At 74.2% G+C, this 13,001-nt stretch carries 12 protein-coding genes; 4 read left to right on the top strand and 8 right to left on the bottom strand.

Features of this window, described 5'->3' with window-relative positions; all coding sequences use genetic code 11:
* Window positions 1-495, top strand: coding sequence for a nitrate reductase molybdenum cofactor assembly chaperone (narJ, locus tag AMK11_RS26735; protein WP_073730613.1), 495 nt, complete (start codon window positions 1-3; stop codon window positions 493-495).
* The gene (gene narI, locus AMK11_RS26730; protein WP_073730710.1) at window positions 492-1,214 is read left to right on the top strand and encodes a respiratory nitrate reductase subunit gamma; all 723 of its coding nucleotides are present in this window, start codon (window positions 492-494) and stop codon (window positions 1,212-1,214) included. The genes narJ and narI overlap by 4 nt, the downstream gene beginning before the upstream one ends.
* A gap of 12 nt (window positions 1,215-1,226) precedes the next feature.
* Here narI and AMK11_RS26725 read toward each other — a convergent pair whose 3' ends face one another.
* The 6 genes from AMK11_RS26725 to AMK11_RS26700 form a co-directional block, all read right to left on the bottom strand.
* Window positions 1,227-1,652 (bottom strand): OsmC family protein, encoded by a 426-nt coding sequence (locus AMK11_RS26725; RefSeq protein WP_073730612.1) that lies wholly within the window; start codon window positions 1,650-1,652, stop codon window positions 1,227-1,229.
* A gap of 86 nt (window positions 1,653-1,738) precedes the next feature.
* A complete protein-coding gene (locus tag AMK11_RS26720) occupies window positions 1,739-3,547 on the bottom strand; it encodes a vWA domain-containing protein (RefSeq protein WP_073730611.1) in 1,809 nt (602 codons plus the stop codon).
* Complete coding sequence (locus tag AMK11_RS26715; protein WP_073730610.1) at window positions 3,544-4,605, bottom strand: ATP-binding protein; 1,062 nt, start codon at window positions 4,603-4,605, stop codon at window positions 3,544-3,546. Before AMK11_RS26715 ends, AMK11_RS26720 begins: the two co-directional genes overlap by 4 nt.
* A gap of 75 nt (window positions 4,606-4,680) precedes the next feature.
* Window positions 4,681-6,093: an amino acid permease gene (locus AMK11_RS26710; protein WP_073730609.1), complete on the bottom strand. Its 1,413-nt coding sequence runs from the start codon at window positions 6,091-6,093 to the stop codon at window positions 4,681-4,683.
* 84 nt (window positions 6,094-6,177) lie between these two features.
* Window positions 6,178-8,322 (bottom strand): phage holin family protein, encoded by a 2,145-nt coding sequence (locus tag AMK11_RS26705; protein ID WP_073730608.1) that lies wholly within the window; start codon window positions 8,320-8,322, stop codon window positions 6,178-6,180.
* A 107-nt stretch (window positions 8,323-8,429) separates the two neighbouring features.
* Complete coding sequence (locus AMK11_RS26700) at window positions 8,430-8,831, bottom strand: hypothetical protein (protein ID WP_073730607.1); 402 nt, start codon at window positions 8,829-8,831, stop codon at window positions 8,430-8,432.
* Window positions 8,832-8,913: 82 nt separating this feature from the next.
* Between AMK11_RS26700 and AMK11_RS26695 the strand changes: the two genes are divergently transcribed.
* Together AMK11_RS26695 and AMK11_RS26690 are read left to right on the top strand one after the other, a co-directional pair.
* Window positions 8,914-9,687, top strand: coding sequence for an MBL fold metallo-hydrolase (locus AMK11_RS26695; RefSeq protein WP_073730606.1), 774 nt, complete (start codon window positions 8,914-8,916; stop codon window positions 9,685-9,687).
* Complete coding sequence (locus tag AMK11_RS26690; protein ID WP_073730605.1) at window positions 9,684-10,310, top strand: DedA family protein; 627 nt, start codon at window positions 9,684-9,686, stop codon at window positions 10,308-10,310. The genes AMK11_RS26695 and AMK11_RS26690 overlap by 4 nt, the downstream gene beginning before the upstream one ends.
* 292 nt (window positions 10,311-10,602) lie before the next feature.
* Here AMK11_RS26690 and AMK11_RS26685 read toward each other — a convergent pair whose 3' ends face one another.
* Both AMK11_RS26685 and AMK11_RS26680 read right to left on the bottom strand, forming a co-directional pair.
* On the bottom strand, window positions 10,603-11,667 hold the full coding sequence (locus AMK11_RS26685) for an MBL fold metallo-hydrolase (RefSeq protein ID WP_073730709.1): 1,065 nt from the start codon (window positions 11,665-11,667) through the stop codon (window positions 10,603-10,605).
* A complete protein-coding gene (locus AMK11_RS26680; RefSeq protein WP_073730604.1) occupies window positions 11,664-12,947 on the bottom strand; it encodes an aminotransferase class I/II-fold pyridoxal phosphate-dependent enzyme in 1,284 nt (427 codons plus the stop codon). Before AMK11_RS26680 ends, AMK11_RS26685 begins: the two co-directional genes overlap by 4 nt.
* Window positions 12,948-13,001: the final 54 nt, after the last annotated feature.

Raw genomic sequence — 13,001 nt, 5'->3', positions numbered from 1 at the left:
ATGCCCGGCTTCGAGGTGCTGTACCAGGCGGCGGCGCTCTGTCTGACATATCCCGACGACGACTTCCGCGTCCGGCTGCCACTGCTGCGCGAGGCGGCTCCGCAACTGCGCGGCTTCACCGACCACGCGGCGGCGACCGGGCAGGGCGAACTCCAGGCGCACTACGTTGAGGTCTTCGACTTCAAGAACCGGCACAGCCTGTACCTGAGCTGGTGGACCGACGGCGACACCCGCAACCGCGGGATGTCCCTGGTCCGCTTCAAGGAGCTGTACCGGGCGCACGGTCTGGAGTTCACCGACGAGGAGCTGCCCGACTTCCTGCCGGCGGTGCTGGAGTTCGCCTCCCGCACCGGGGACATCGGCATGCTCACCGAGCACCGCGAAGCCCTGGACCAGCTCCGCTCCCGGCTGACCGCCTTCGGCACGCCCTACGCGTGCGTCCTGGACGCCGTGTGCGCCACCCTGCCGCCCGCACCCACCGGAGCCCGCCCGTGACCGTCTTCCTCTGGGGCGTGCTGCCCTACGCCGCCTTGGCCCTGCTGATCGCGGGCCTGGTCTGGCGGCACCGCTACGACCGCTTCGGCTGGACGACGCGCTCCTCGCAGGTCTACGAGTCGAAGCTGCTGAACATCGCGTCGCCGGTCTTCCACTACGGCATCCTGTTCGTGCTGGTCGGGCACCTCGTCGGGCTGTTCGTCCCGGAGTCGTGGACGGACGCGCTGGGCGTGAGCGAGCACGCGTACCATCTGCTGTCGCTGTACGGCGGCACGGCGGCCGGGGTGCTGGCGGTGGCCGGCATCCTGATTCTGATCTACCGGCGGCGTACCAACGCGCCCGTGTTCCGGGCGACGACCGCCAACGACAAGGTCATGTACGTCTTCCTGCTGGCGGCGATCGTCCTCGGCATGGTCGCCAAGCTCGCGCACTCCTCGGGGACCGGCTACGACTACCGGCACACCATCGCGCCCTGGTCGCGCAGCCTGTTCACGCTCCAGCCGAAGACGGAGCTGATGGTGGGGGTGCCGGTGCTGTACCAGGTGCACGCGGTGGTGGGGATGCTGCTGATCGCCCTGGTGCCCTACACCCGGCTGGTGCACATGTTCAGCGCGCCGGTGCAGTACCTGACCCGGCCGTACGTGGTGTACCGGTCGCGCGACCCCAGGCAGCTGGGGCCGCGCCCGGACCGGCGGGGCTGGGAGCGCGCGGGCTCCTAGCGCCCTGTCCGACTAGGCCAGCTTGGCCGTCAGGGTGATGGTCGTGCCGGTCAGGGCCTGGCTGACCGGGCAGTTCTTCTTGGCGTCCTTGGCGGCGGCGACGAACGCGTCGTTGTCGAGGCCGGGGACGGTGCCCTCCACGGTGAGGTGGATGCCCTTGATGCCCTCACCCGGCTGGAAGGTGACGTCGGCGGAGGTGGTGAGCTTGGTGGGCGGGGTGCCGGCGCCGGCCAGACCGTGCGACAGCGCCATGGAGAAGCAGCTGGAGTGGGCGGCGGCGATCAGCTCCTCGGGGCTGGTCTTGCCGTTCGCCTGCTCGGCGCGCGACGGCCACGACACCGGCTGCTCGCCGATGCCGGACGAGTCGAAGGTGACGACACCGTTGCCCTCGAGCAGGTTGCCTTCCCAGACGGTGTGTGCGGAGCGCGTGGTTGCCACGGCGGGTCCTCTCGAATTCTCTTGCTGTGGTTGGGCGGTGGGAGCCCGGCGGCCGGGTCCCCACCCCCATCCGATCACACTCCGGCTCAGCTCACCCGGAAGACCGGCCCCCTGGCGGCGAACGGCAGCCGTGCGCCCTTCGGGATCAGATAGGCGTGCTCGCGCCTGACCCGCAGCACGTCGCACCAGCCGTCGGTGATGACGAGGACCGGCGCGGTGGGCGGGAAGTCGTCGGCGCGCAGCAGCAGGTCGATGCCGGGCTGGAGGACGGTGCCGCCGCGCCCGTGCACCCGCACCCGGCCCGCGATGTTCGTCACCGGCACGTATCCGGCGTCGTGCGGTGCCGCGTCGCAGAACACGACGCGGGCGGCGGGCACGTCGCGGGCCTCGGCGTAGGAGGCGATGGCGCCGAGCGCCTTGCCGAGCAGGGTGCGGTCCATGGAGCCGGAGGTGTCCAGGACGACGCCGAAGGTGCAGCGGGCGATCTCCTCGGGCGGGAAGTACCGTCCGGCGCGCGGGATGTCCGGGGTGGCGGCCTGGCGCCGGGAGGGGCGGGCGTAGGAGCGCACGGGCTCGGGGCGGGGCACGAACTCGTCGAACCAGCGGGCGAGCCGCGCGTCCCAGGGCAGCGGCGGGTGGCTCAGGGCGCGGATCTCCTGGACCAGGCCGCCGGGCAGGAAGCCGCGCTCCTGCTGCTGGTGCAGGTCGAGGCCCTGAGCGAGGCCGCGCCGGTAGAAGCCGTCGAGGTCGACGTAGTCGCGGGGTGAGCCGAGCGGGCCGCCGAGGATGTCGCCGGCGCCCTTGCCGCGCAGCGTGGACAGGCGGCGCATGCGGCGCAGGTCGCCGGCGATGCGGTCGTAGACCTCCTCGGCGGAAAGGCCGGCGAGGGCCGGGTCGTGCAGCAGGCCCTCGGGCATGGTGCCGACCTGCATCTCGACGAGCCAGCCGTTGATGACGTAGTCGCAGGCGACGTTGAAGAGGTAGGGATCGCGGGTGCCGCAGCGGTCGCCGTGGCGCAGGGCGGCGTGGAGCATCTCGTGGGCCAGGACGAAGCGCCATTCCTCGTCGTCGTACCGGCGCAGGGGGTTGACGTAGATCTCGCCGGCCTCGGCGTTGACGGCGGCGACGGAGATGCCGTGGGCGCGGGCCAGTTCGGCGTCGGCGACGAGGGTGATGCCGGCGGCGATGCCGCCGAGGAGCGGGTACGAGGAGACGAACCAGCTCAGGGCCTGCTGCCAGGGGTGCAGGCGGGTGGGGCCGCCGAGCATGTCGTCGCGCCGGCCGCCCGCGAGGTCGAGGGCGGTGGACATGGTGCGGGTCAGCGCGTGGGCGAAGGCCAGCTGCCAGTCGGGAGCCTGGCCGTTGTACTCGTCCCAGGGCACGAGGAGTTGGTCGGGTTCGGCGCCCGCGGTGCCGCAGCGCTCGTAGACGGCCGGGATGCCGCCCTCGCGGCGCCAGGCGGCGGCGATGCGCTCCTCGTCGCCGTCGGGGTACGTCGGCGGCAGGTCGTCCGGGGTGCGGCCGACCGGGAAGGTCTGAAGGAAGCGGTTGACGACGACGCAGCGGGCGGCGAGGTCGTAGCGGTCGGGCTGGTCGCGCTCACCGGTCGCGGCGGGGACGTGGCCGAAGCCGAGGTGGATCAGCGCGTGGGCGACGGCCCACGCCCACTCGACGGGCTCGGCGTGGCGGGTGTGGCTCAGGTGGACCCGGCCGTTGGAGCTGACGCGGACGAGTCCCTGCCGGGGCGCGACCTGGCACTCCTCCTCGCGGCACAGCTTGACCTCCATCGCCGCCAGCGCCGGGTTGGCCCACACCAGCTGCACACCCTTGGCGCAGTCCTCGGCGGCCGGGTCCTTCTTCTTCCGCTGCTGCTTCTGTCTGCGGGTGCGGCTCATCGGCGGGCCTCCACCAGCCGGGGCATGTCGCGGGCGGCCTCGACGAGGAACCAGGCGGGCAGCACCGGGTTGCCGTCGGCGTCGGAGGCGATGACGCTCTGGGCGACCTCGACGGAGATCTCGGCGAGCTGCACCAGCAGCGACTTGGCGCGGTAGGCGGTCTGGCGGCCGTTCGCCGACATGTGCTCCTTGCTCGCGGGCAGTTCCTTGACCAGCCGGCCGCGGAACGACTCGGCGAGGTAGTAGAGCAGGTCGCGGTCCTGGAGGCGGCTGGGCCAGCGGGCCTCGCCCTTGAGGATCGCCTCGATGCCGAACCGGCTGCGCACGATCTTGACGTAGCCGCAGAAGGCGGTGGCGTGGGCGGGGGTGAGCGTGCCGTGGGCGAGGACCTTCAGGGTGCCCTCGTCGAGGTCGCGTCCGAAGGAGTGCAGGGCGTCGGAGAGCATGTGCCAGGAGCGCGGGGTGGAGAACGGCTCCTCGGTCTTGGGCGGCTTGGACCACAGGTGGTCGGGGCGGTCGGTGAGGTGGTCCGTGATCCAGGGGTGGATGCCGTTCTCGCCGGCCCAGGTGAGCCAGTCCTCGGCGGAGGCGTCCAGGTGGACGTGGGTGAGGCGGTTGACCAGCGCGGAGGCGATGGGGCGGGCCAGGGCGTTGTCGGTGGCGCGGTTGCCGGCGCCGATGACGATGGAGCCCTTGGGCAGCTCGTAGGTGCCGACGCGGCGGTCGAGGATGAGGGAGTAGAACGCCTTCTGCACGTCGGGGGTGGCCGCGTTCAGCTCGTCCAGGAAGAGGCAGTACGGCTCGTCGCGGGCGATGGACTCCGGCGGGCAGAACACCGACCGGCCGTCCCGGATCTGCGGTACGCCGATCAGGTCCTCGGGCGCGAGCTGGGTGCCGAGCAGGCTCACGCACTCCAGGCCCAGCGAGTCGGCGAAGTTCCTCACCAGGGAGGACTTGCCGATGCCGGGTGCGCCCCACAGGAAGACCGGCCGCACGGTGGCGAGGCCGAGCAGCAGTTCCGGGAGTCGGGCGGGAGTGACGGTGACGGCTGCCTGCACGCAGGGGCTCCTCGAGAGGGGTGTCGGAAGGGGACCGCACCAGTGTGGGTCCCCCGCCGGTCCCGCGCAGCCGAATTACGGTGCGGCGGGACCCTCCGCGCGCCGCCTGCGGGCTGCCATCACCGCGTACACGAGCACGCCCGCGAAGAGGAACAGCACGCCCTGGTAGACCGCCGCGTAACCGGCGCCCGCGACGAGCCACAGGGAGAAGGCCGCCGCGACCGCCGCGATCACGCCGTCCCGGACCAGCCGGGTCCGGTCGACCTTCTCGCCCTGGCCGGAGAGCAGGTGGAAGAGCTGGGCGGCGGTGGCCAGCAGGTACGGCACGGTCGCGGTGAAGGTGGTGACGAGGACCAGGATCTCGAAGACCTTCGCCGAGCCGGCCGTGTAGTTGTAGACGGTGAGCAGGGAGGCGAGGACGACGGTGACGCCGACGCCGACGGTGGGGACCCCGCGCCGCTTGCGCGCGAACGCGGCCGGGAAGAGGCCGTCCTTGGCCGCCGCATACGGGGTCTGGGCGCTGAGCAGGGTCCAGCCGTTGAGGCAGCCGGTCATGGAGACCAGGGCGGCCAGCGCGACGGCCCAGCCGCCCCAGGCACCGCCGAACATGGCGTCGACGGCGTCCGAGAAGGGGGCGGTGGAGTCGACCAGGCGGTCGTGGGCGACCGTGCCGAAGACCGAGAGGGTGCCCAGCAGGTAGACGAGGGCGGCGCCCGCGGTGCCGATGACGGTGGCGCGGCCGACCGTGCGGCGGGGGTCCTTGACCTCGCCGGCGCTGACGGCGGCGGACTCCACGCCGAGGTAGGAGAAGAGCAGGATCGCGGCGGCGGCCGAGACCGCGCCGATACCGCTGCCGCCGGTGGCGTTGAACGGGCCCAGGTTGTCGGCGTCGAAGAAGAACAGGCCGCCGACGGCGACGAGCAGGAGCGGCGCGAACTTCAGGACGGTGGCGACGAGCTGGACGGCACCGACGTAGCGGGTGCCGGCGAAGTTGGCGAGCGCGGGCAGCCACTGGATGACGAGGGCGGCCAGGCAGGCGGTCCAGCGATGGTCGCCCACCGGGATCAGGACGTCGAGGTAGCCGACGGCGGCGACGGCGAGGGCCGCGTTGGACACCCAGGTGGTGATCCAGTACGTCCAGGCGGCGAGGAAGCCGGCGAAGTCGCCGAAGGCCTCGCGGGCGTAGACGTAGGGGCCGCCGGTGCGCGGGTCGCGCTGGGCGAGGCGGCCGAAGACCAGGGCGAGCGCGATGGCGCCGACGGTGAGGACGCCGAAGGCGAGCAGGCTGATGGTGCCGAAGGGGGCGACGGAGGCCGGGAGCAGGAAGATGCCGCCGCCGATGATGTTGCCCATGACCAGGGCGGTGGCGACGGGGAGCCCGAAGCGGCGGGCGTGCCTGGTGCCCTCGGGGGCGGGGGTGGAACCGGGGGCCGCGGGGGTCTCCTGCGGGGCCGGAGCCGGTGGGGGGACGGTCCCGGTGTCGTGCATGGGGTGGTGCGCCTTCCTTGGAACTGGTGCCCGGGATCGCCGGGACGGCGCCCATGGTCCGGCACGGCCGGGCACGGCTCCAAATCAGGCACTTTTGTCCTGCACGACCCCGTCCGGGACCGGAAAAGGTCCGCCGCCGACGGCCCTGGGCCGGGGATCCTCCACGGGCACCTGGGGTCCGTTGGACTCGCGCAGCCAGCGGCGCAGCACCCGGTGGACGGCCTCGGCGCCGGAGATCTCCGTGCCGTCGTCGGCCGGCGCGGACAGGACGACCGGGGAGAGCAGGAAGGCCCGGGACTGGGCGCCGCCGAGTCCGCCGTGGGAGCCGATCTGCTCCTCGAAGGCGAGCACCTCGCCGTCGGCCGGGTCGTGGAAGGAGTTGACCATGATGTCGGCGGTGTGCGGGAAGGAGTGGGTGCGCCGGACGGCGTCGGCGGCGCCGGGGCCGAAGGGCGCGAGCGGGCCGGGGTCCTCGTCGAGCCGGTCCAGCGGGATCTCCGCGCCGCGCGCGCCGAGCACCACACCGTCGTGTTCCTCGCTGTCGACGAGCAGGAAGCCGATGCCGGGGTGGTTGGCGAGGGTCGGCAGCAGGGCCGGGTAGCGGGCGTCGATCTCCTCCCGGGTCATCCGGTGGTGGACGTCCGGGAAGGAGACCAGGCCCAGGTTGCCGGAGGCCAGCACGATCGGGTCGGAGCGGCGGCCGCCGGGACGGTCGGCGGGGCGCTGCTGCTCGGCGCCCTCCTCGACGGGCCGGTGCAGGGCGGCCCGTACGGTGTTGCGGGCCTCGGCGCCGCTGCGGGTGCGCTGGGCGCGGCGGGGCACGGGCAGCCCGCAGCCGGCCCGGACCAGGTCGCCGAGGGTGAGGCCGTAGCGGGCGCGGAAGGTCTCGCCGGGGCTCTGGCCGTGGTCGGACAGGACGACGATCCGGTACTTGCGGGGGGCGTGCTCGGCGACCTTCTCGATCAGTGCGAGGGACCGGTCGAGCCGCTGGAGGACCTTCGCGGCGTCCCGGCCGCGCGGTCCGGAGTGGTGCGCGACCTCGTCGTAGGCGACCAGGTCGGCGTAGACGGCGGTGCGGCCGGCGAGCATGTCGCCCATCACCGCGGCGACGACGACGTCCCGTTCGACGACGGTGGCGAAGGCGCGGACGAAGGGGTAGAGGCCGCCGCGGGAGACGCGGGGGCGGACCTTGTGGACGCGGGCGCGGGTGGACTGGCCGATCTCCCGGCACACCTCGGCGACGAAGGACATCGCGGTGCGCACCGCGTTGGCCGGGTCGGAGAAGTAGGCGAAGTAGCCCGACCGGGAGCGGTTCTCCTTGCTGCGGCGGCGGGTCGCGATGGACAGGACGAGGGCCTGTTCGTCGGCGCCGCCGCTGAAGAGGTTGCCGCGGCTGGCGCCGTCGAAGGTCAGCAGCCCCCCGTCGCCGGTGTGCTCGATGGCGCGGCGCTGGAGTTCGGCGGCGCTGGTGGGGCGGTTGCAGACCACGACCTCGCCGGTGTCCTTCTCGAACCAGCGGAAGGCGGGGACGTCGTGGTTGGAGCCGTGCAGGATGCCGAGCTGGCTGGCGCCGGTCTGGCTGGACCAGTCGGTGCGCCACGGGGCGAGGCGGTGGGTGGCGGAGTCACCGTCGCGGCCGAGCCAGCGGGCGACGGTCGGCATGTGCCCGGCGTCGACGGCGTCCAGCAGGACGTCGTGGCCGACGCCGTCCAGTTGCAGGAAGACGGTGCCGGGGCCGGCCGGGCAGGGCGGGCCGGATCTGCGGCGGCGGTCGGCGAGGCGGTAGAGCCGGCGCCGGTAGGCGTCGTCGTCGCGCACGGCCAGCGCACCGCCGGTGGCGGAGGCGACGGCGGACATGACGGCGGCCACCACGACCGCCGTCTCGGGGGCGACGCCGCCGCGCCCGGCCGGGTTGATGTCGATGGCGAGGAGCAGCAGCCCGCCGTTGAGGAAGAAGACCAGCAGCCCGAGGACGAGCGTCGGTACCAGGAGCAGCAGCCGGACCATCAGCGGCCACACCAGGGCGGACAGCAGACCGAAGGCGCCGGCTCCGACGGCGGCGGTCACGGCGATGTCGGTGGCGCTGTCCCCGTCCGGCGACTGGAGCCGGAAGTCCGGCAGGATGCCGGCGAGCGCGAGCATGGTGAGGGTGGACACGGCCCACACCGCGACACTCCGGCCGATCTGACTGGCGACCCGGCGCCAACGCCCTCCACCCACGCTCCGCACACCTCACGTCCCGGCCCGTGGTCGGCACGGGCCTTCCCCACCCTGCCACAACGCTCCGGAGCGCCCGTTTGTCCCCCCGGGTCCGGTTCACCCCCCGCAGCGAGGTGTCAGCGGCCGTCGTACCCGGCCGTCGGCATGGACAGGCGCCGGTGCACGCACGCCTTCATCCGGGCGTCGTACGCCGGTTCGGCACGGCCGACGGTCTCCACGCGGACGCCGCGCCGCGCGCACTCGGCGGCGAACGCCTCCACGGACGACAGCGCGCTCTCCAGCACCCGGCGGCTGGGCGCGACGAACAGGTCGTGCCCGGGGCGCACCCCGTCCCACAGGGCGTCGTGGTCGGGCCGCAGTCCGCGCACCAGCAGTTCTCGCGCGACGACGTAGCCCTGTTCCGCGGCCCAGCGGGCGCACATCGCGTGCTGGCTGCGGGAGTCGACCAGGAAGGGGTCGTCGTCCAGCTGCTCCAGCGGCGTCAGACTCGCGATCGCCGTCACCCTCACCAGCCCCATGGTGTCCCCCTCACCTCCCGTTTCGCCGCCGACCCTACTCCTGGACGTAGGCTTCGGGGAGTCGCGCGAAGGAGGCAAAGAGGTGCCGGTGGAGCTCACGTGGTGGGGTCACGCCACCTGCACGGTCGAGGACTCGGACATACGCGTGCTCACCGATCCGCTGTTCGTCCGCCGGCTCGCCCACCTGCGCCGCAGACGGGGCGCGGTGCCGCCGCCGGACGCCTGGCGCGCGGACCTGGCGCTGGTGTCGCACCTGCACGCCGACCACCTGCACGTGCCGTCGCTCGCGCGGCTCGCGCCGGGCACGCGCCTGCTCGTGCCCCGGGGCGCGCCGCGTGCGGTGCCGGGGATGCGCAGGCTCGGGCACCTGAAGCTGACCGAGGTGGCGCCCGGCGACGAGACGACCGTCGGTGACCTGCGGGTACGGGCGGTGCCGGCCCGGCACGACGGGCGCCGGCTGCCACTCGGCCCGCACCGCTCCCCCGCCCTCGGCTACGTCGTCGAGGGCGAGGCCCGGACGTACTTCGCCGGGGACACCGGCCTGTTCGACGGCATGGAGAAGGAGGTCGGGCCGGTCGACGCGGCGCTGCTGCCGGTGGGCGGCTGGGGGCCGTACCTGGGCTCCGAGCACCTGGACGCGGGGCGGGCGGCCGAGGCGCTGGCCCGGCTGGCGCCGCGCACGGCGGTGCCGGTGCACTACGGCACGTACTGGCCGATCGGGATGGACGCGGTGCGCCCGCACGAGTTCCACACGCCGGGTGACGAGTTCGTGCGCCTGGCGGCGCTGCGTGCGCCGGGCGTGGCGGTGCACCGGCTGGGGCACGGTGAGAGTGTGCGCGTGGAGGTCGCGCGGTGAGCACGCTGGGCACCGCCGTGACGAGCATTACGACCGAGCCGGCCCAGCAGGCGTTCGGTTATCCCTCGCTGTTCCTGCTGGTGCTGATCGGGGCGCTGGTACCGGTGGTGCCGACGGGGGCGCTGGTCAGTTCGGCGGCCGTGGTGGCGATGCACCAGACGCTGCCGTTCTCGATGCTGATGGTGTTCGCCACCGCGTCGCTGGCCGCGTTCTGCGGGGACATGGCGCTGTACTGGCTGGGGCGGCGCGGGGTCGGTTCGAAGAACGGCTCGCGCTGGCTGGAGGCGATCCGGTCCCGGGCGCCCGAGGACCGGCTGGAGCAGGCGCAGGAGAAGCTCGCCGAGCACGACGTCGCGGTGCTGGTGCTGTCGCGGCTGGTGCCGGCGGGCCGCATACCCGTGATGCTGGCCTGCCTGCTGGCCGAGTGGCCGTTGCGCCGCTTCGCCCGGGGCAACCTCCCGGCCTGCCTGGCCTGGGCGGTGACGTACCAGCTGATCGGCATCCTGAGCGGCGCCCTGTTCAGCAAGCCGTGGGAGGGCGTGGCAGCGGCGATCGCCCTGACGGTGCTGGTCAGTGGCGCGCCGAGCGTGTGGCGGCGGTTTCGGGGGCCCGCCAAGGCGTAGGTCTCCGGCGGTGGGACGGGGAGCGGGGCTGGGGATGGACGTCGGCAGGCGGTCACCCTGCGAGTGCGGGGGCGTGCCGGGGACGCGGGGGCCGGTCGCTGCGTCCGGGCCCCGCGTCCGGGCGTCGTACCCGAGTCTCGTGTCCGCGCCTCGCGTCTCGCGTCTCGCGTCCAGGCATCGCGTCCCGGCCTCATGTCCAGGCATCACATCCGAGCGTCGCGTCCGTGTGTCGCGTCCGGATCCCGGGTCTGGGCAGTCCGTCCGGGCAGGGGCTGCGGCTCCCCGCGCGATGTCATCCCAGTACGCGGGAGCCGCCGACCGGGAGGTCCCACAGGTGCTCGCGGGGCAGGCCGGCGCGTTGCCAGGCGGTGCGTACGCGGGTGAGGGGTTCCAGGACCGGTTCCGCGGACAGGACGAACGTGCCCCAGTGCATCGGCGCCATCCGGCGGGCACCGACGTCCTGGGCGGCCCGCACCGCCTCCTCCGGGTCGCAGTGGACGTCCCGGAGCCACCAGCGGGGATCGTAGGCGCCGATGGGGAGCAGGGCGAGGTCGATCCCGGGGTAGCGGCGGCCGATGCGGGCGAACCAGTGGCCGTACCCGGTGTCGCCGGCGAAGTAGACGCGCCGGCCGTCGGGCGCGGTGAGGACCCAGCCGCCCCACAGGGTGCGGCAGGTGTCGGTGAGGGTGCGCTTGGACCAGTGGTGGGCCGGTACGAAGTCGAAGCGGACGCCGCCCAGCTCCGTCGCCTCCCACCAGTCCAGCTCGGTGACGCGGGTGAAGCGGCGGCGGTGGAACCAGCGGCCGAGCCCGGCCGGCGCGAGGACGGGGGTGTCGCGCGGGAGCCTGCGCAGGGTCGGGGCGTCCAGGTGGTCGTAGTGGTTGTGGCTGATGACGACCGCGTCGATGCGCGGCAGGGCGCTCCAGGGAACGCCGACGGGCGTGACGCGGGCCGGGGTACCGAGGATGCGGCGGGACCAGACCGGGTCGGTCAGCACGGTGAGCCCGCCGATCCGCACCACCCAGCTGGCGTGTCCCGCCCAGGTGACGGCGACGGTGCGGGCATCCACTCGGGGCAGCGGGCCGGGCTCGTACGGCAGCCGGGGGATGTCGGCGAGGCCTTCGGGGCCGGGTCTGACCGCCCCCTCGCGGGCGAATCTCGCGATGGCCTTCAGTCCGGGCAGCGGTGCGGTCAGCCGGTCGTGGAAGGTGCGCGGCCAGACCCGGTGCTCGGCCGGCGGCCGGGGATCGGCGAGCGGCGGGGAGGGCGAGGGGGCCGGGGAGGGTTCGGCCGGCGGCGCGTCCGCGTCCACGGCGGGAGTGGGGGTGCTCGCGGTCGACCGGGGCTGCTGCGTCATCGAGGAGGCTCCCATCGCTGAGCGTCGCGCAGGTCGCCGAAGACCGACTCCAGACGGACCAACGCGCGTTGCACCTGTGGCAGTTCCAACGGGTCGGGGGACGTGAGGCATTCCGCGCGCCGCTCGCCGGTGCCGCTGCCGAGCAGGGGGCCGGTGGCGAGCCGTACGCGCAGGGCCGGCAGGTCGTCGCCGAAGCGGTGGCCGCCGGGGGCGGGCATGCCGAGCCGGGCGGTGAGGAAGTCCTCCAGTTCCTGGGCGTCGCCGACGCCCTCGGCGGCGAGCGCGTCGCGCAACGGGCCGAGGTCGGCGTAAAGGTGGCGGCCGGCCTGCGGGGGCCGGGCGGTGGCGCCCGCGGCGACGACGGCCGCGTGCGCGGCGGCGGCCAGTCGCGCGTGCAGGCGTACGGCGGCCGTCCGGCGTTCGGTGACCGGTTCGGGTTCGCCGAGCGCGTACCCGGCCGCGGCGGCGACGGGCGCGGCGACACGGGCGCCGAGCGCGGTGAGCACGTCGAGGACACGCGCGTGCAGGCCGTCCCCGGCGGCGGACGCCGGGAAGCGGGCGACGGCGGCGGGCCAGGCCGCCGGCAGCAGCGCGCCGGCCAGGCCGGTGACGACGGTGACCCGCTCGCGCAGCATCTCGGCGGGGCTGAGGATCACGGTGGCGTGGGGATCGTGCAGGGTGTCGCGCCAGGTCTCGTCGCTGACCAGGTGCAGTCCCTCGCCCGCGGCCGCCTCCACGGTCTCGTGCAGCAGCTCGGGCGGCGCGACGGTGCCGGTCGGGTCGTCGGCGACCGACAGGACGAGCAGGCGGGGGTCGCCGCCCTCGGCGCGGACCCGGCGGACGGTCTCCAGGAGGGCGTACGGATCGGGGACGCCGCCGGACTCGGCCGGGGTCGGCACGTGGAAGACGGGTCTGCCCAGCAGCCGCGCGTACGGCGCCCACCAGGCGGCGCAGGGCCGGGGCACCAGCACGTCGCCGCCGAGCGCGGCGGTCAGCGCGAGCAGCAGGGCGCCCGCGCCGGGGGCGGCGGCGACGTGGCCGGGGTCGGTGGTCAGTCCGCGCCGGTCCCAGTAGCCGCAGGCGGCGTCCAGGAGGGCGGGCGCGCCGCCGGCGGGTTCCTCCTGGGCGCGGCCCGCGGCGGCGGCGAGTACGGCGGACAGCTCGGGCAGGACCGGCAGCCCGTCGTCGGGGAAGTGCGGGCCGTAGCGGACGGGACCGTGTCCCACCGGGCCATGGTCGTGACCGTGGGGGCCGTGCCCTCCGGGGTCCGTCCGCCGCATGCGTGCCTCCGCGCAGTCCGTGGTGCCGTGTCCCGTCGCCGCCGGCACGATTCG

This window comes from Streptomyces sp. CB02414 (assembly GCF_001905385.1).
Taxonomy (GTDB): Bacteria; Actinomycetota; Actinomycetes; order Streptomycetales; family Streptomycetaceae; genus Streptomyces.
This window is presented reverse-complemented; position numbering and strand designations above follow the sequence as displayed.